Origin of the sequence: Catenovulum sp. SX2 (assembly GCF_052056295.1) — a bacterium.
Classification (GTDB): domain Bacteria; phylum Pseudomonadota; class Gammaproteobacteria; order Enterobacterales; family Alteromonadaceae; genus Catenovulum.
The window spans coordinates 1,576,235-1,594,703 of the sequence record NZ_CP182493.1 but is presented as its reverse complement, the minus strand read 5'-3'; the positions used below and the strand labels follow the sequence as shown (position 1 = coordinate 1,594,703).

Sequence of the window (18,469 nt, the reverse complement as noted above, 5' to 3'; positions counted from 1 at the left end):
ACAGAAGTGTGAAACCGTTGGTGAAATATATAAAGGATTGGTTTAACGCGAAATGGCGTCCCATAGGGGATTCGAACCCCTGTTACCGCCGTGAAAGGGCGGTGTCCTAGGCCTCTAGACGAATGGGACGCATAGGAACTTGCGTGATTTATAAATTGTAAATGGCGTCCCATAGGGGATTCGAACCCCTGTTACCGCCGTGAAAGGGCGGTGTCCTAGGCCTCTAGACGAATGGGACACTTAGGAACTTACAAATCAAAAATATTGGCGTCCCATAGGGGATTCGAACCCCTGTTACCGCCGTGAAAGGGCGGTGTCCTAGGCCTCTAGACGAATGGGACGCTGAGTATTTCAGAACAACTAAAAGTTGTTAGGCCATTACATTGAAGTTAAGCAAAAACTTGGTGGAGCTAAGCGGGATCGAACCGCTGACCTCAACACTGCCAGTGTTGCGCTCTCCCAGCTGAGCTATAGCCCCTCTTGCTTAGGTAATCCTTTGTTAGAAAGGCTTTCCCTTCAACGCGGGGCGCATTCTATGCACCCCGACCTATCATGTCAACAAAAAATTATGCATTTTCTCGATTATTTATAAACTCGAGCGCCAAGTCGATTCGATTGATTATTTTTTGTCTATCTATTAACGCTAACGTAACATCTAGCGAAGGTGAGTTACCACCACCTGTTGCTGCAACACGCAGTGGCATACCTACTTTACCCATACCAACAGATAAATCTTCTGCCGTTTGGTTAATCGCTGCTTGGATTGATTCAGGTGACCAATCAGTTAAGTCTGCTAGTTTTTGTTTAACTAATTGTAGTGGCTCTTTAGCAACAGGGCGTAAATGTTTTTTCGCAGCATTTGCTTCAAATTCAGAAAAATCTTCAAAAAAGTAGCGAGATATTTCGACAAACTCTTTTAAGGTTTTTACTCTGTCGGCTTGAATCTTTATTACATCAGCTAAAGATGGGCCGTTCGACACATCTAATTTTTGTTCTTGCAAGTGCCATTGTAAGTGTTCAATCACTTCTTCAACTGGTGAGGTTTTAATATAGTGTTGATTTAACCAAATCAATTTTTCAGTGTTAAAAGCAGAAGCGGCTTTATTAATAGCTTCTAATGAGAACAAATTAATCATTTCTTCTAAGCTGAAAATTTCTTGGTCACCATGAGACCAACCTAAACGCACTAAATAGTTTAATAAAGCTTGAGGTAAATAACCTTCGTCACGGTATTGCATAACACTAACTGCACCATGGCGTTTAGATAGTTTTTTACCGTCGTCACCCAAAATCATAGAAACATGCGCATAAGTAGGCACAGGTGCACCTAAAGCTTGTAAAATATTAATTTGGCGTGGGGTGTTGTTGATATGGTCTTCACCACGAACAACATGTGTAATGCCCATATCCCAGTCGTCTACCACAACACAGAAGTTATAAGTCGGCGCGCCGTCAGAGCGCAAAATAACTAAGTCGTCTAATTCTTTATTGGCAACTTCAATTTTACCGCGAATTTTATCGTCAAATACCACACAACCTTCAAGTGGATTTTTGAAACGAATAACATATGGTTGATCTGTTGGGTGATCAGTTCTATCACGCCATAAACCGTTGTATCTTGGTTTTTCACCTGCCGCCATTTGTTTTTCACGCATTTCGTCTAATTCCGCTGGCGTGGTGAAACATTTGTATGCTTTGCCTTCTTCTAACAATTGTTGAATTAAAGCTTTATAACGGTCAAAACGTTTGGTTTGGTAATATGGGCCTTCGTTCCACTCTAAACCTAACCAATTCATACCATCCATAATGGCATCAATTGCTTGTTGGGTTGAACGTTCTAAATCTGTATCTTCTATACGTAATACAAATTCACCTTGGTTAGCTTTGGCAAATAACCAAGAGTAAAGGGCGGTACGAGCACCACCAACATGTAAATAACCAGTTGGGCTAGGTGCAAAACGTGTTTTAATCGTCATTTTTGTCTTCCACAAAATTGAAGTTAGCAAATATCAAGGTGGGCATTTTAGCAATGCTAAAGGCAGTTGCCTAATCGGATTTGCGATCGTTGAGCCTTTATTTGTTGATATTTTGCGTTTTTCGCTGAATTTTTGTTCGCTTGAAACAAAAGCGTATTTTTTTTCAGATTTAGTGTTGACAGTTTTGCGCGCATCCCTATAATGCGCACCACACACAGCGACATGGTGTTAACCATGAAGCAAAAGATGGACGCTTAGCTCAGTTGGGAGAGCATCGCCCTTACAAGGCGAGGGTCACTGGTTCAAGTCCAGTAGCGTCCACCATCCTTCTTGTGTGTTGTCTTTTTAGATGGACGCTTAGCTCAGTTGGGAGAGCATCGCCCTTACAAGGCGAGGGTCACTGGTTCAAGTCCAGTAGCGTCCACCACTTATTCAAGCTTATCGAAAATAATTCAACTGATTATTCACAAACTTTTCCACAGTTTTATTTTATCCCTGTTTTATCCAGAAATTATTCAACCCTTTTCCACCCTTTATGCACAGAGTTATTCTGAATGTGGAAAGGCTACATATAACCTTTCCAGTTAACGTGTTTGTTTTGATCTTTGGAAAGCACAACAACTTCGGTTTTAGAGGCGATATCGTGCAGTGCGCGTTTACCGCTCCAAGGTAAAATAACCCATAGGTTGCTTAAACCACCTAGTGAACAAGCCAAACGAATTAAACATTGGGCATGGGTAAGTTGTTTGCCATTTAGGCTGCGTAGCTGCAGTCGCCAAGTTTTCATTCCTGCGGTTTGACCGCCGCGACGCCAAAACCAGACGTAAAAGCCAACAAAACAAACTGCTAAATAAATTTGATAAATAAGGTTGTTGCGCGCGTACTCAGAAATATCACCATCAACTCCAAGATCAATTATTCCGGCGGATTCGAAGCCACTAATAATAGCTAAACCAACAGATGATGCTAACAACATAATGGCAATGATAATGAGCCCGTCGTAAACCCATGCGCCGATACGGCGAATAAGGCCGGCACGTTGTACTTGTGATTGGGCGTTTGCGGGAGTTTGTTCTGACATAATTTATTTATCGGCTAAGAAATTGCGTGAGCATTGTACCTATTAAGCTTGTTTGATGGCTAGTTACTGCTGATAAATTTGTTGTTTTGTTTGTATTTGCTGGATATTTAAGCATTTAAACAATGATTTATAAAAAAGTACTTGCTTGCAATTGTTGGCTTTGTATAATGCGCGTCACTCTTTACGAGTTCTCACCTATGCCTGGGTGGCGAAATTGGTAGACGCAGCGGATTCAAAATCCGCCGGGGTTAAACCCGTGACGGTTCGAGTCCGTCCCTAGGCACCATTAATCTTTTTGTTTCCCTCTTATATTGCGATACATCAACACTGTAACTTTTTGTTATTGCACTCAAGTATTATCAATGTCAAATTAACGCATAAATCTCTTCTATATTTTTGAATTTATGAGGATAACTATGCACAAACTTGTTTTGGCACTTGTTAGTTGGTTATTGATCTCCCTACCCTTTAATTCCTACGCATCAACTGCTGATGTTGTACCTAGTTTAATAAATCATTGGCTTGGTTATACGTCGATTTTAGTTTTTGTATGTGCTTATCTCTTTGTTATTTTAGAAGAAAAGCTGCACCTGAGAAAATCTAAACCCGTGATGTTATCAGCTGGTATTATTTGGATTTTGATTGCGATTGTTTACGGCAATCAAGGATTTTCCCATCAAGTTGAATCCGCTATCCGGCATAATTTCTTAGAGTATGCTGAGTTATTTTTCTTCTTATTGGTCGCGATGACATACATCAACGCCATGTTGGAGCGAGGTGTATTTGAAGATTTACGCAATAGGTTAGTCGCGGCTGGTTTTAGTTTTAAAGCATTATTTTGGTTAACTGGCTTTCTGGCCTTTTTTATCTCTCCTATTGCGGACAACTTAACCACTGCATTAATTATGTGTGCAGTAGTATTAGCAGTTGGCAAAGATAGACCAAAATTTGTTGGCTTAGCTTGTATCAATATAGTTGTGGCCGCTAACGCGGGTGGCGCGTTTAGCCCGTTTGGTGATATTACAACCCTAATGGTGTGGCAAAAAGGCATAGTTGAATTCTCAGAGTTTTTTGTTTTATTTGCCCCAGCTGTGGTGAATTTTGTAGTGCCTGCGGCCATTATGCAATTTGCCTTACCTGAGGGCACACCAAAAGGCGCTAAACTTAGGGCTGATGTGCTTAAACCTGGTGGTTTAACCATAGTTGCTTTGTTTTTATTAACTATTGTTACTGCTGTTAGTTTCCATAGCTTTTTACATATACCACCTGTATTCGGCATGATGTTAGGTTTGGGCTATTTGAAATTGTATGCTTATTGTTTAAGCCAAAAATGTAAAAAATGGGAAATACACACTGATAATCCGCCAGCAGGCAATGCTAATCCGTATCAATTTGATGTCTTCAAAAAAATAGCTGGATCTGAGTGGGATACCTTGTTTTTCTTTTATGGGGTGATTTTGTCGGTTGGTGGTTTAGGTTTTATCGGCTATTTGGCGTCTATATCCAGTTTTATGTATGGTGAATTGGGCGCGACACAAGCGAACATTTTAGTGGGTGTTTTGTCGGCGCTAATAGATAACATTCCTGTGATGTTTGCGGTATTAACTATGAACCCAGAGATGTCGCATATGCAATGGCTACTGGTAACTTTAACTGCTGGTGTTGGCGGTAGTATGTTGTCAATTGGCTCTGCTGCAGGCGTAGCCTTAATGGGACAAGCACGTGGTTATTACACATTTTTTGGCCATCTAAAGTGGACGCCAGTCATAGCATTGGGATACGGTTTAAGCATATGGGTACATTTTTTATTGAACAGCCCAAATTAACATGATTTGGCGCTACTTTATTGGATTTGCTTGACTATACTGATTATGACTAACAAATAAAGGTGGTGTTTCAGCAGATGTTTGAAATAAATAACGCTATTTTGGAAGATGTTAAGCGTAGCTTCATTATACCCCCTCATCCAGCAATTTTGTTTGAGTTAGAGCAAGAGTTAAATAAACCAGAGCCTGATGTTGGTGAAATCGCTAATACGGTCGCACAGGATATTGGCATTGCAGCATCCGTATTAAAAGTGATTAATAGCCCAGCTTTTGGTTTGGCTCGTTCTGTCACTGATATCAAACAAGCTGTTATGTTTATTGGTGCTGATGGTATTTTGGCTTTAATTCGCGGGTTAAAATTAAAAGAAGCATTTGACCAGAAATCATGTTGTATTAGTTTAGAACGCTTTTGGGATACCAGTACAGAAGTTGCCAATATCGCTTTATATGTTGGGCAAAGATATAAAGAGCAAATTCCAGTGGAAAACCTGCATACTTTAGGTTTGTTTGTCGGTTGTGGTATTCCAGCTATGGCGGTTAAATATAATAACTATATTAAAGTGTTAGCTGCGGCCAATAAAAATTATGATGTGTGTTTAACCCAGTTTGAAGAAAAAGTATATCAAACCAATCATGCAGTGGTCGGTTATTATTTAGCTAATGCATGGCATTTGCCACGTAATATTTGCAACCTTATTTTACGCCAGCACGAATTGGATTATTTGCAAGGTGGTAATTTTTACGAAGATAAATTGTCCTACTCAATCTTAAAAGTTGCAGAAAATATCCAGCATACTGAAAAACGTTATGTTGCTTCGTATGACTGGGTGCATGTTAAAGAGGCGGTGTTAGAAACCTTGTGCCTGTCGGATGACGATTACCAAGAGCTCAAAGAGGATGTTAGACAAGACTTATTTTTATAAGCTTGTCTAACTTTCTACAGCTGAATTAGCTATCTAGCTTAAATTTTTTCACTAACTCATTTAAATCGTATGCGAGTTTGGCTTGTATATCTGACCCTTGAGTTATTTCGTTAGAGTGGCGTACTACGTCGTGACTCTGTCCGTCAATTTCATTTATATGCACAGTGATATCATTTACTACGGCAACTTGCTCCTCTGCAGCAGTGGCAATTTGTTCTGTCATTTCAGATATTTTGTTAAAGGCAGTATTTATCTTGTGTAAAAACTCATCCACTTGTTTTGCACTGTTGGTGACAGTTGATGCTTTTTCTTGGCACTGTTTAATGACATCAAATGATTTTTGAGTACCCGTTTGTAGCTGATAGATAATGCTCTCTATTTCAGAGGTTGACTCTTGAGTGCGCATTGCCAGCGTTCTTACTTCGTCCGCGACCACGGAAAACCCTCTGCCGTGTTCGCCTGCTCGAGCGGCCTCAATAGCTGCATTGAGCGCGAGTAAATTTGTTTGTTCGGACACGTTTTTAATAATATCCACCATCTTAGCGATATCATGGCTTTTTTCATTTAATGAGGATATTTCAACGTTTAGCGTTGAGACTTCATCAATTAACGCATAAATTGAGTTATACGACTGGCTCATGGTTTTTTGCCCACTTAAACCAAGTTGATAAGCGTTCTGTGCTTCGTTAGCTGTGATCACTATATCTTGTGCAACTTGTTGCACTGCTGTCGACATTTCTTCAATTGCAGCGGCAATTTGATTGGTTGAAAGTTGTTGGTTTTGGATAACTTTGTGGCTATCGGCAACAGATACTTTCGACTGATTCGCCGATACGGACAGCTCACTTGCTGCTGTTCGTATTTTGCCTAAAGCATCCGCAAAAGTGCCGAGCATAGAATTGATTGAACCTGCGATATGGCCCAACTCGTCGTTTGACAAAATTTGTGTGCGAACAAACAAGGTTTGTTTATCTCTAACTTGGCTCATTGTATGGTCGATATTATTCACTTGAGCGCCAATAACTCGCATAATAGCCCAAGTTAACCAGCTAACCAGACATAGAATAACCAGGCTCCAAAAAGCTTTTTGGTATACTTGATTTTGCGCTTGATTCAACGAACTCTGGCTTCTCTCTAACAAAGTATTAGCGATTAAGTCGTCAATTTTTTTCAATTCATTGATACGAACAGTCGCTTGTCCAAACCAAGTTGCAGCATCTAACCTTTGCAGCATTTCCACTTCGGCAGTCATTGCTTGTTTGCGCATATGTTCTACTTGTTTAAAGGCATCATTGCGTTGTGCGAGCAGAAAAGACTCGATTAATTGTTCAGGCGCAAGCGCTGAAAATTGGCTAAAAAATGCCTCTTGTTCCGCAACTAAACTAATAAATTTTTGAAAATTACCGTTAGCAAATTGATTGTTGGCAAAAGTATTGGCCAGTACAGCACGCTCTATACCGGCGCGCTCTTTGCCTTGTAAAAAACTGTAATACGCTGAGGATATTTGGGTAATAGTTGCATCGTCACTAAATTGAGCTTGTAGTGCGGCGGTTGATAATAACAATTTATTTATACCCGTGTAATAACCTAAGGCACTTGCTAGTGGGATAGATAAATCGTCTACTTCTTGGCGTTTACGGGATAACTGAGTGAGTTCACGAGTTGCTTGCGCCAGTACATCAGTTGCGGCTGTGCTAAATTGACTCTTATCCTCAATATGTTGCTGAAAAGACTGTATAGCACTGTCTGTAAGTCTTCTTTGTTGTGATAGTTCATTGGCAAACTTCTGTGCTTTCGCGCCAAAATACGATGCACTTAAACCTCGCTCTTTTTGTAATTCGTGCACTAGTTTTGAATTGATATTGGTCAGTTCAGTTGTGGTAATTAGCCTTTGAGCATTATTCATGACCTGTATATCAGCTTGAATACTCGTGACATCTAGATACAAAAACGCCACAACAGGGATGAAAATCAGCGCGAACAGTTTTTGTTTGAACGTTAAATTTTTAAGCATAATGCATATCCTTTGCTAGAGGCAGACAGACGTTTGTGTTGTGTTAATTAAATATTAGTCAGAGAAATGTTTTTTGGTGGGTTATATGTATAGTTATTTTGACTAATTATATGCTGTAGAGTTATATATGGCTGGTATTGTGTCTATTCAAGTATTTTTATGCAACAAACTTTGCTAATGCTCACTTTTTCAACCAAGCTGAATATATACCTGACGGGGGAGTTGCTTAGTTGGCTGTAAATCATAAAATATTTGATCTTGTGATTATTGGTGGTGGCATCAATGGTGTCGGTATTGCTTATGATGCAGCGCAGCGAGGATTAAGTGTTTTATTATGTGAAAGTGGCGATCTAGCTGGGGCCACTTCGTCTGCCAGTAGTAAATTAATTCATGGTGGATTACGTTATCTTGAGCAGTACCAGTTTTCGCTGGTGAGAAAGGCGCTGTTAGAGCGCGAGGTGCTAAAAGATATTGCACCACATATCGTCTGGCCCATGCGTTTTTGTTTGCCTCATCAGAAATATTTGCGCAGCCCTTGGTTAATTCGCTTAGGTTTATATTTTTATGACCACTTAGCCAAGAGTAGTTTTGAAAAATCCAAATCTGTTGTTTTTGCGAATGCTTCACCTTTGCAAGATAGTTTTGCTACTGGCTTTGAATATAGTGATGCTTGGGTGGATGACGCTAGGTTGGTTATAGTCAATGCATTAGCGGCACAAGCCTGCGGTGCAACTATCCTAACCCGAACTCAATGTTTGAATGCCAAAGTTATGCAGTTGGCGAAACATCCTGAGCCTATGTGGCAGCTAATGCTTCAGTCTCAAACTGAAAGCTTTAGTGTTGTTGGTAAAGCTGTCATCAATGCTGCTGGCCCTTGGGTAAACCAAGTGTTAGATCAAGTGTTTGCGGCAAGCTCGCCATATCAAGTGCGTTATATAAAAGGTAGCCATATTGTTGTGCCGCGTATTCATCAGCAAGATAAAGCTTATATTTTACAGAATTCTGATCGACGAATTGTGTTTGTATTACCGTTTCAAGATAACTTTAGTTTGATTGGTACAACAGATGTTGAGCAAACACAGCTTGAAGATATAAAAATTTCGGTCGATGAAATCCACTACCTGTTAGACGTGGTCAATGACCATTTTAAACAACAGTTGTCACCGGCAGACATAATTCACTCATACAGTGGCGTAAGACCCTTGTTTGAAATAAAACAATCGTCTGTAAATAATCGTGCACAAGATCTCAGTCGTGATTATGCTATTTTCTCTCACGCAAAAATTAATACGCCTCCGTTATTATCTATTTATGGTGGCAAAGTGACCACTTACCGAAAGTTGGCGCAGCAAGCGGTTGATTGTTTAATTCGTACATTTGAAGATTTACCACCAAGCCAAACACACAAGCTGCCTTTGCCCGGTGGGGATATATCTTCAAGACAACAATTATTTCAACAATTGTCGACAACTTACCCGTTTCTGCCGACTGACTTAGTGACTCGCTATAGTCGAAGTTACGGCTCGTTAGCTTTTAATTTTTTGCAAAATGCACAAAACTTGAGGGATTTAGGCGAAGATTTTGGCCACGGGTTATTGCAAAAAGAAGTCGATTATTTGCTGCAAGATGAATGGGCGCAAACGGCTGAAGATATTTTGTGGCGTCGCACTAAGTTAGGTTTATATTTTACCCAACAACAGCAAGATAATTTGCAAGCTTATATCAGCAATCTGAAAACAGCAGGGTAGCTTGCACCGCTTGTTGCCATTTTTGGTAAAGTTTGTTTGCTTCCACTCTGGTGATCCTTGGCGTAAAGTGTGCTGAACTTTGATACAGAGCGCTAATTTGCGCAAAGTCACTATGGATATTTTGCTGCAACATCGCCATAAACGCCGCCCCAACCGCGCTGGTTTCGGTATTTGTTGGTTTGACTAAACTCACTTGTAGTATTTCAGCCAAAAACTGCATCGCCCAATGGTTGTTGGCCATACCACCATCGACTTTTATCGAGTCTAGCTGAATGCCATCTTGTTGCATGGCTTCTACTAAATCTCTGGTTTGATAAGCAATTGATTGCAAACTAGCGGCAATTAAATTTGCATTGGTTGAATCTCGGGTTAAACCAAATATTGCACCACGCGCATTTGCTTGCCAATAGGGTGCACCTAATCCTGTAAATGAAGGAACAATAAATACACCATGATCATATGCTATTGATTGGGCTATTTTTTCGGTTTCTTTGGCAGATGAAATACACTTAATGCCGTCCCTTAACCATTGCACTGCGGCGCCTGCTATAAATGAACTGCCTTCCAAAGCATAGGTAGTTTGGCCATTTATCTGATAAGCGATTGTTGATAATAGTTGATTACTCGATTGAATAGGTTTGTTACCTGTATTCAACATTAAAAAACAACCTGTGCCATAGGTACTTTTGGCTTCGCCTAGTTCAAAACAGTTTTGACCAACTAAAGCGGCTTGCTGATCACCAAGTACACCGCTAATAGGTATTGGATAATTAAATAAGTTGCAGATGCCAAAATCATCAGCACTTTGTTTTACCTCTGGTAATATCGAAGCTGGCACGCCGAACAAACTCAAGAGCTCTTGATCCCAATTTAGGTTGTGAATGTTGAGCAGTGAGGTGCGGCTGGCATTGGTTACATCTGTACAATGGCTTTGCCCTTGAGTTAATTGCCAGATTAAATAACTATCTATAGTGCCAAATGCAAGCTTTCCTTGGTCTGCTAATTGTTTGGCTTGTGGAACATGACTTAACAGCCAATTGATTTTACTCGCAGAAAAATAAGGATCGAGCACTAAACCTGTTTTGTGCTGTATTTGGGTTTCATAACCTTGGTGTTTTAGTTCATCGCAGTAACTGGCGGTTCGTCTATCTTGCCAAACAATAGCATTGTAGACAGGCTCTCCAGTTGTTTTATCCCAAATAACAGTTGTTTCTCTTTGGTTACAAATCGAGATAGCCGAAACTTTAACTGCTGCTTGAGCCAAAGCTTGTTGGCAGCAAGTTAAGCTTGTTTGCCAAATATCGGTTGGCGAATGTTCAACCCAGCCATTTTGTGGGTAAATCTGTTGGAACTCTTGTTGGGCAGTACTAATAACTTGGCCTAAACTGTTTACAACCAAAGCGCGTGAACTGGTTGTTCCTTGGTCTATCGCCAATATATATTTTTCCATTGAGTGATCCTTAAACACAGATTTTCACTAAATCTTAGTTCAAATGTGTCTATATTACATATTCTACAAAGCGTATTTTGCTTGTATGATGCAAAAGAATTCTTCACTTAAACTATTTATAGGAATGAAAAAATGGCAACTGTTACATTAAAAGGCAACCCGTTTGAGACTGTTGGCACTTTACCTGCTGTTGGCAGCAAAGCTGGCGAGTTTTCTTTAGTTAAAGCTGACTTGTCTGAAGTGACTTTAGCGAGTTTGGCGGGCAAAAAAGTTGTGCTAAATATTTTCCCTTCAATTGATACACCAACTTGTGCAACTTCTGTACGTAAATTTAACGAGCAAGCTGCAAGTTTTACTGACACTGTTGTTTTATGTGTTGCTATGGATTTACCTTTTGCGATGGCGCGTTTTTGTGGTGCTGAAGGTATTGAAAATGTAGTTGTAGGTTCGGGTTTCCGTTCTACATTTGGCCAGGATTATGGTTTAACTTTTGCTAACGGCCCATTGGCTGGTTTGTATTCTCGTAGTGTTGTAGTTGTGGATGCTGACGGCACTGTGTTGCATTCAGAGCAAGTTGCTGAAACAGCAGACGAGCCTGATTACCAAGCTGCCATTGCGGTTTTATAACGCACAAGATATCCCTATCTTGTGAAGTTTTGTTCGAAACATACCCATCTACCTTGTTGGTATGTTGTAGTGGCCTGTTCTGAACATTATACGTCGCAACGTCATCGCTGATTAAAGCTAGGTTGAATGCTAATTTTTTAAAACTTTGAAAAACAGGGATGTTTTTCCAGAGCGACCACGGATGGTGCACAGCGTTTTTAAAAAATTACGCTTCAACCTAGCTTGTTAGCACAATTTCCAAAGTTCAATTTAATCTATTTTGTAATTCACACTTTCTTTAATTCAATCCAATCTATTCCGAAATTCACCATTAAAAAATGCCTGAATATTCAAGGCTATTTCATCTATCAATTTTTGCCTTGAATCTATGCTGGCCCAAGCCACATGTGGCGTAACTAATAAATTCGGCAAATTGGCATTTAATAAAATATGATTATCAGCTGGTGGCTCAAGGGTTAAACCGTCTAACAAAGCGGCTTGAATCTGTTTTTGCTTAAGCGCATTTAGCAAAGCTTCTTCATCGATCAAACCACCTCGAGCTGTGTTGATTAAAATTGCTGATGACTTCATTTTCCCGAGCTGGTTTTTATCTATCATCTTTTGGTTATCTTCAGTCAATGGGCTATGCAAAGATAAAATATCAGCTTGTTGGATAACTTGCTCAAAAGCGCTGCGCCCATCTCTAACTGAGCTATTTGGCCTTTCTGCAATTAGTACATTCATAGAGAAAGCTTTGGCTATATTGGCAACGGCTCGGCCTATATTGCCATAACCAATAATGCCGAATGTTTTACCGGCTAAATCGGCAATTGGATAATCTAACAAACAAAAGTGTTTGCTTTGCGCCCAACTGCCATTAGTTGATGCTTGATGGTATTGCGGAACTTTGTTTAACCAAGTTAACAGCATAGCAAATGTATGTTGTGCAACTGCCATGGTTGAATAATCTTTTACATTACATACAGCTATTTGTTTTGCCTGGCAGGCGGCTAAATCAACATTGTTATAACCCGTTGCGGCAACACAAACTAGTTTTAGATTTTTCGCTTGTTCAAGTAATTTTTGTCCGATTTGCACTTTGTTTGAAATAATTACGTCAGCATCTTTGATGTAATCTTGTACTTGAGCGTTGAAAGAGAGTTTGTCGGCTAATATGGTTTGTCCTTGTTGTTGCAATGAACTAAAGTTGACGGCACCAACTGAGTCGGCATCGGCAAAAACAATTTTGGCTGATGGCATATCTAAATTTCCTGTAAACTGCTATACCTAGTAATAGAAGTCATTATAAATGGACATTGTATGTATATTATCACTGTTGAGTACGTAATCGACCCTGGCCACATGTTAACTTTTATGGATGCTGTGTTGGAAAATGCAGAAACCTCATTGCATCAAGAAGAAGGTTGTGTGCAATTTGATGTGAGCCAAAGCCACGACAACCCAACGCACTTTTTCTTATACGAACAGTTTGTTGATGAAATGGCGTTTCAGCAGCATGTTGAAAGTGAGCACTATTTAACGTTTAGTAAAAAAACTCAAACATCAGTTATAAGCAAAAGTGTTCGTCATTGGTATAGTTGTTAGTAATTCAAATTAATCGGTTAGTGTGTCCCTATGAATATAAGTATTATTGGAGCAGGTTGGGTTGGATTGCCATTGACTATGCTGTTAACAGCGAATGGTCACCTAGTTCAAGTGAGTAAATCTTCAGAAGATGGATTAGCCGATTTGCTGTTGCATGGCATTGATGCAAAAAAAGTTAAGTTAGCTCTAGGTGTTGTGGCTAAATCAGACACGGCCAATTTAGCTGAGTTAGGCCAAGCTGATGTCGTTGTTATTACTATCCCTCCTGGGTTTCGTAGTGGCGGTGGTGATTATTACCCTGCACATATTAAAGCTATATGCGAACATATTTCACCTAAGGTGAAACAAGTGATCTTAGTCTCGTCAACGGCTGTTTATCCTGAAATTGACAAAGATATGCAAGAAAGTGATGCATCCGCTTGGAGTACTAAAGCTGAAAAGATACTCGCAGCTGAACATGTTGTGCGCACTTTATTTCCAAAACAGTATGTGATTGCTCGTTTTGGTGGTTTGTTTGGTGCAGATCGCCACCCTGCAAGATTTGTAAAACATATGCAGTCAGTATCAAACCGCAGTTATGCCAATATGCTCCATCAAGATGATGCTGTGCACGGTTTGGCGTACTTGATCTCTCAGCAAATCACCGCCAAGGTCGTGAATTTATCGACACCTGAAAAAATAACCAAAGCCGAGTTTTATCAAGCCGCTGTCGAACATGCCGCTACGCATAGTTTTGAATTTAATAATTCTGATGCGATTGTTCTGCCGCCAGTTACACCTGAAGGACATGCAAAGTATATTAAGGTGGATAAAATTAAAGCGATGGGTTATCAGTTTAGGTACAATAACCCTATTGATGCCTTATAAGCATGTCAGCATTTTTTACATCGCAATATAACCTTAAAGAATAAAATGTTTTTACCATTTGATTTTAAATGTGTTTTTTGTATTGGCTTGTTAATTGCTTGTAGTCTGACCAGTATGCTTATCTGCATGAGCAAGAATAATTCACCGTTTTATCCTGACGTAAGACAGTAGGAATTTTACAATGAAAAAATTTATTTTAGGTTCGGTTTTAGCTTTATCTAGTGTTGCTACAGCGCAAGCTGCTACACAGACTTATACGTTTGATATGATTGATGACCAATACACTAGTAGTAGCGGTCGATATAACCCTGATGTTGGATACACAGAGATTTCTTTTAGTGATAGCCAAGGCGGTAAAGAAATCACAGCTACTTTTACTGCGTGGGCGGATACCTCTGAAAACCAATCAGGTGTAACTAACGATGATGAAATAACCCAAGGTGAATTGTACAAATGGGGTCGCAGTGGTTGGGGTGTGGTTAATAATGACGAGAGTTCAAGTGACCGACCTGGCCATGCATTCGATAATGATGGCTGGAGCACTGATTATGACTTTGTGCTAGTTGAATTTAGCGAATCTGTTGCTTTATCTGCGATTGATTTGGGATGGACAAATGGTGATAGCGCTGAAGTAACTGTAGTATCTCTTGGTGAATCTGCTCCTTCTCTGGCTGGTGGTGTATGGACTGATTTCATAAACGCTGGCAATAGCAATGTTTATGATATCTCTAGCTCTGATGGTTACTATTCTTTAAATAATGCAACCACTTCAACATACTGGTTGGTTGGTGCTTACCAAAGTGTATTCGGTGGTCATTGTCCTGACGATACTGCATTTAAGCTAACTGGTTTGCAAGCAACTGCAAGTACGTCGCCTTCTCAAAGACCTTCTCAACCTGTATCTGAGCCAGCTAGTTTAGCTATTTTTGGATTGGGCATAGCTGGATTGATGCTTCGTAGAAGACGCAACGCATAAAGTTACGATTTAAAATTCATTGTAAATTCTTGAAAAAGATGGCTTAGGCCATCTTTTTTTTTGTTATAGTTTTATCAGCCGAAATTTAACTCGCCAATTATTATTATGAAACTAAGAGTTTGTTTGTTACTTACCGCTTGTCTCTCGTTTATCGTTGAAGCTGAAGATAATCACTATGAAGCTGCTTTGCAGTCGTTTAATCAGCAAGACTTTGATACGGCATACATTCACATTAAAAATGCACTGCAACAAGATGAAAATCACTTACCAGCTAAAATTTTATATGCCAAGTTATTGTTGCAAAATGGCTATTACTTAGAAGCGATTGAAGAGTACAACAAGGCCTACTATTCAGGGGCTGATATTAATTTAATTATTGAAGATTGGTCGACCGCATTATTATTAGATCGTCAATTTTATGAGGTGATTGCTTTAGGTGAAGGGAAAAAGCTTAACAATAATACTATGTTTGATTGGTTAATGCTGCAAGCAGTGGCTTTTGAGCATTTAAAGCAATTTGACACGGCAAATTTGAGTTACCAAAAAGCGCGTCAATTGCAACCGAATAATCCACGCATCCTCAACAGTATGGCTTGGAACAAAATTAAACAACAAGACTTTGTGGCTGCTAAACAATTGATACAGCAGTCTTTGTTAATGGATGGCGCTAATTCTAAGACTTGGCACCTTAAAGGTAAACTGGCTGAAATAGATCGAGATATAGATTCTGCTATGGCGGCATACCAAACGGCATTAAAAGTTTCGGTCAACCCTGATGTGGTCATTTATCGCTCGCTTGCTGGTGTATATATCCAGCAAGGAGACTTAGAGCAAGCCAAATCTTATGTTGAAAAGATCCTAGAGCAGAGTGCCACTGATGCAGAAGCTTTGTTATTACAAAGCTGGATTTATGCCCAGCAGAATGACAATACCAAAGCTAGTGAAGTTCAAAAGTCTTTGCTAGAGAGAATGTCGTTAGTGCCAGAAGAGGAGTTTAAACAGAGAGTTTCTTTACTATTTATTCGTGGCTTAACTGCTTTTGCGCAAGGAAACAATGAACAAGCTCGCAGTGATTTATCTTCTTACATAGCACAAGCTCCGGGTGATTTACAGGCAGTGAAGCTGTTATTGGAGTTATATAATCAACAAGGTGATTTTGAACAAGCAGTTAATTTATTACAGTCAAACGAAGTCTATGTGCTGAACGATTTAGCTTTGGCGCTAAAGCTTGCACATATGTATTTGCAAGACGGTCAATACTACAGAGCGGATATTTTACTCAATGAGTTAAGAGCGCGTCACCCTGAAAGTGAGCAAGTTATCTTATTATCAGCCCAAGCGCTTATTGCTAGAGGCAAACACGAGAGTGCGGTTAAGCTGATTGAAAAAAGTGGTTTATCCGACGGTGAACAAAAAGGCGCCGCATTGGAGTTATCACAAGCTTTATTATTTATGCAATCAGGCGCTTATGACAAAGCTTTAGCCAGTGCAGAAAACTTATTAAAAACTGAGCCTGAACAAGTGGACTATTTAATTGTTAAAGGTGCAAGTTTAGTTAAATTAAATCGTTTAACTGAAGCAGAAGTGGTTTTATTGCAAATTACCTTGCAGCAACAAAAACATTTTGCTGCACGTTTTAACCTTGCTCAAGTATATAAAAAATCACGACGGTTAGAACAAGCACAACAATTATTAGCTGAGTTAACTGTTGAACGACCTGACAATAGGCAAGTGACCTTGATGTTAGCTGAAATCGAATTTTTATTGGGTAATTTGCAATTAGCCAGTGATATGTTGGCAAAACTTACTGTATTAGAAAGACAAAATATTTTTGCAGCTGAGTTATATGCGCAAGTATTGCTTAGGCAAGGTAGGTTAGAAGGTGCTTTGTCAGAAACGAATAGATTAAATGATCTAGATAGACTGAACGAAAAATATTTATGGCAGCGTGCACAAATATTAACTCAGTTAGGCCGCTCAGCTGAAGCGAGTGAACAAGCTGATATTTTATTTGGAATGTGGGCAGAACAACCGCGGAAATTATTCCAATTAAGTCAATTGCAGCAACAGCTTAAAGATGTACTTAAAGTTGAACGCTCGTTGAAAAAAGCTATTAGCTTAGCCCCAGAACAAGCCTTGTTACATTATGAGCTGATCAAGTTATATATTGGTCAATTGCAAATCAATAAAGCGCAAGCCATGTTGGCCCAAGCTGCACTGCAGTTTAAACTAGATCCAAATGTATTGGTATTAAATGGTGACTTGGTTGCAGCCCAAGGGCAAATGGACAAAGCTTTTGGTTATTATAAGAAAGCACTTGAGCTTAACGATGGTTTCGCCATGGCCGCGAGTCGAGTGTATCAATTGGCGAAACAAGGTCATTTTGTTGCAGAAGCTGAGTCAATACTTGAAAAATCGGTGCATGCACATCCACAAGAGCCGATTTTACTTAATTTATTAGCCGATCATTATTTAAATCAACAAAGTAATAGCCAAGCATTGGCGGCCTATCGCCAGTTGACAACACTGGATAAAAATTACGCCAACAACCCACAAATTCTAAATAATATCGCTAATTTATATTTACCGGATAACCCACAAGCCGCGATAGAGTATGTGGATAAAGCGTTAGCGCAGCACACTACTTTTGCTGCAGCGATAGATACCAAAGGTTGGGCATTATATTTAATTGGTCAACATGAACAGGCGTTAACTTTATTCCGTCAGGCGTTTGCAATTAATAGTTCAGATCCGTCAATCCGTTATCATCTAGGTGCAGTGTTAGTTAAATTAGGTCGAGCGAGTGAAGCTAAAATGGAATTACAAGCGGCTTTGATGTTAGGTGTAGATTTTGCTGAAAAAGCTCAGTGTGAACAATTATTGGAGACATTATAAATGAATAAATGGATTGGCTATGCTTGGGCTGTTGTTGCTGCTGGCTTGTTATCCGGCTGTGCTTCAACAGCAAATGACAAAATTGAATATGTAGAAAAAACCTTTTTAAAAATTCAGCTGGATGCAGGTGAACAAACTTTATTAGATAGTGAAGTTTTATGCGAAGGTACTCAACAGCTTAGGTTTGGTGAAGCAGTATCTGAACAAGCTTATGTATATAAAAACTTTTTAGCTAAATTTGTTTCTGGTGCTTTGTTGATTAATAACGCTGCTGTTGATGCCTGTGAGGCAAGTGTCTCACTACAAGCAGAGCTGTATGCGGATATATCCAGCAGCAAAATTGTTAATGGTGCCAAAGTATTTCAAGGTGATTATTTACAAAGTATTTCGCAAGCAGCTATCCCTGTTAGCCTTGAGCAAGGCAGTTGGCAAGATTTTGTGGCTGATGCATTTGTGTTAACTGTTCAAGCTGAAACACGGAAAATACCACTGTAGTCACGTA

At 39.6% G+C, this 18,469-nt stretch carries 14 protein-coding genes and 7 tRNA genes; 12 read left to right on the top strand and 9 right to left on the bottom strand.

The features are described 5' to 3' along the window. Positions 1–53: 53 nt before the first annotated feature. The 5 genes from ACMZOO_RS06710 to gltX all read right to left on the bottom strand — a co-directional run bounded on the left by ACMZOO_RS06710 (position 54) and on the right by gltX (position 1,976). Positions 54–129 (bottom strand) — tRNA-Glu (locus ACMZOO_RS06710). 33 nt (positions 130–162) lie between these two features. After that, positions 163–238: transfer RNA gene (locus ACMZOO_RS06705), tRNA-Glu, on the bottom strand. Positions 239–265: 27 nt separating this feature from the next. After that, a tRNA-Glu gene (locus tag ACMZOO_RS06700) sits at positions 266–341 on the bottom strand. A 61-nt stretch (positions 342–402) separates the two neighbouring features. Beyond that, a tRNA-Ala gene (locus tag ACMZOO_RS06695) sits at positions 403–478 on the bottom strand. Positions 479–566: 88 nt separating this feature from the next. Next, positions 567–1,976 carry a glutamate--tRNA ligase gene (gene gltX / locus ACMZOO_RS06690; protein WP_440905929.1) on the bottom strand — a complete coding sequence of 470 codons (1,410 nt, stop codon included), beginning with the start codon at positions 1,974–1,976 and terminating at the stop codon, positions 567–569. Positions 1,977–2,224: 248 nt separating this feature from the next. Here gltX and ACMZOO_RS06685 point away from each other — a divergent pair. Further along, positions 2,225–2,300 (top strand) — tRNA-Val (locus ACMZOO_RS06685). Positions 2,301–2,327: 27 nt separating this feature from the next. After that, positions 2,328–2,403 (top strand) — tRNA-Val (locus tag ACMZOO_RS06680). Positions 2,404–2,541: 138 nt separating this feature from the next. Here the strand turns inward: ACMZOO_RS06680 and ACMZOO_RS06675 are convergent. After that, positions 2,542–3,057 (bottom strand): RDD family protein, encoded by a 516-nt coding sequence (locus ACMZOO_RS06675; RefSeq protein ID WP_440905928.1) that lies wholly within the window; start codon positions 3,055–3,057, stop codon positions 2,542–2,544. Between the two features lie 199 nt (positions 3,058–3,256). On the opposite strand from ACMZOO_RS06675, the gene ACMZOO_RS06670 reads away from it, so the two are divergent. From ACMZOO_RS06670 to ACMZOO_RS06660, 3 genes are all read left to right on the top strand, one after another. Next, positions 3,257–3,343: transfer RNA gene (locus ACMZOO_RS06670), tRNA-Leu, on the top strand. A gap of 130 nt (positions 3,344–3,473) precedes the next feature. Continuing rightward, positions 3,474–4,883 (top strand): sodium:proton antiporter NhaD, encoded by a 1,410-nt coding sequence (gene nhaD, locus ACMZOO_RS06665; RefSeq protein ID WP_440905927.1) that lies wholly within the window; start codon positions 3,474–3,476, stop codon positions 4,881–4,883. 77 nt (positions 4,884–4,960) lie between these two features. Next, positions 4,961–5,806 (top strand): HDOD domain-containing protein, encoded by an 846-nt coding sequence (locus tag ACMZOO_RS06660; protein ID WP_440905926.1) that lies wholly within the window; start codon positions 4,961–4,963, stop codon positions 5,804–5,806. A gap of 25 nt (positions 5,807–5,831) precedes the next feature. Here ACMZOO_RS06660 and ACMZOO_RS06655 read toward each other — a convergent pair whose 3' ends face one another. Beyond that, a complete protein-coding gene (locus ACMZOO_RS06655) occupies positions 5,832–7,820 on the bottom strand; it encodes a methyl-accepting chemotaxis protein (protein ID WP_440905925.1) in 1,989 nt (662 codons plus the stop codon). A gap of 230 nt (positions 7,821–8,050) precedes the next feature. Between ACMZOO_RS06655 and glpD the strand changes: the two genes are divergently transcribed. Continuing rightward, positions 8,051–9,568 (top strand): glycerol-3-phosphate dehydrogenase, encoded by a 1,518-nt coding sequence (gene glpD, locus ACMZOO_RS06650; RefSeq protein ID WP_440905924.1) that lies wholly within the window; start codon positions 8,051–8,053, stop codon positions 9,566–9,568. Here glpD and glpK read toward each other — a convergent pair. Next, complete coding sequence (gene glpK, locus ACMZOO_RS06645) at positions 9,543–11,018, bottom strand: glycerol kinase GlpK (RefSeq protein ID WP_440905923.1); 1,476 nt, start codon at positions 11,016–11,018, stop codon at positions 9,543–9,545. The genes glpD and glpK overlap by 26 nt on opposite strands. A 132-nt stretch (positions 11,019–11,150) precedes the next feature. On the opposite strand from glpK, the gene tpx reads away from it, so the two are divergent. Further along, entirely contained in the window at positions 11,151–11,645 is a 495-nt protein-coding gene (tpx, locus tag ACMZOO_RS06640; RefSeq protein ID WP_440905922.1) for a thiol peroxidase, read from the top strand. A 282-nt stretch (positions 11,646–11,927) separates the two neighbouring features. Here the strand turns inward: tpx and ACMZOO_RS06635 are convergent, their stop codons facing one another. Continuing rightward, positions 11,928–12,884 carry a D-2-hydroxyacid dehydrogenase gene (locus ACMZOO_RS06635; RefSeq protein WP_440905921.1) on the bottom strand — a complete coding sequence of 319 codons (957 nt, stop codon included), beginning with the start codon at positions 12,882–12,884 and terminating at the stop codon, positions 11,928–11,930. Between the two features lie 60 nt (positions 12,885–12,944). On the opposite strand from ACMZOO_RS06635, the gene ACMZOO_RS06630 reads away from it, so the two are divergent. The 5 genes from ACMZOO_RS06630 (at position 12,945) to ACMZOO_RS06610 (ending at position 18,462) form a co-directional block, all read left to right on the top strand. Beyond that, positions 12,945–13,229 carry a putative quinol monooxygenase gene (locus ACMZOO_RS06630; RefSeq protein ID WP_440905920.1) on the top strand — a complete coding sequence of 95 codons (285 nt, stop codon included), beginning with the start codon at positions 12,945–12,947 and terminating at the stop codon, positions 13,227–13,229. A 30-nt stretch (positions 13,230–13,259) separates the two neighbouring features. Beyond that, positions 13,260–14,096, top strand: a complete 837-nt coding sequence (locus ACMZOO_RS06625) for an NAD(P)H-binding protein (protein ID WP_440905919.1) — start codon at positions 13,260–13,262, stop codon at positions 14,094–14,096. A 181-nt stretch (positions 14,097–14,277) separates the two neighbouring features. Further along, positions 14,278–15,072, top strand: a complete 795-nt coding sequence (gene xdp1 / locus ACMZOO_RS06620) for an exosortase-dependent surface protein XDP1 (protein ID WP_440905918.1) — start codon at positions 14,278–14,280, stop codon at positions 15,070–15,072. 105 nt (positions 15,073–15,177) lie between these two features. After that, a complete protein-coding gene (gene prsT, locus ACMZOO_RS06615; RefSeq protein ID WP_440905917.1) occupies positions 15,178–17,967 on the top strand; it encodes an XrtA/PEP-CTERM system TPR-repeat protein PrsT in 2,790 nt (929 codons plus the stop codon). Further along, entirely contained in the window at positions 17,968–18,462 is a 495-nt protein-coding gene (locus ACMZOO_RS06610; RefSeq protein WP_440905916.1) for a hypothetical protein, read from the top strand. Positions 18,463–18,469 lie beyond the last annotated feature (7 nt).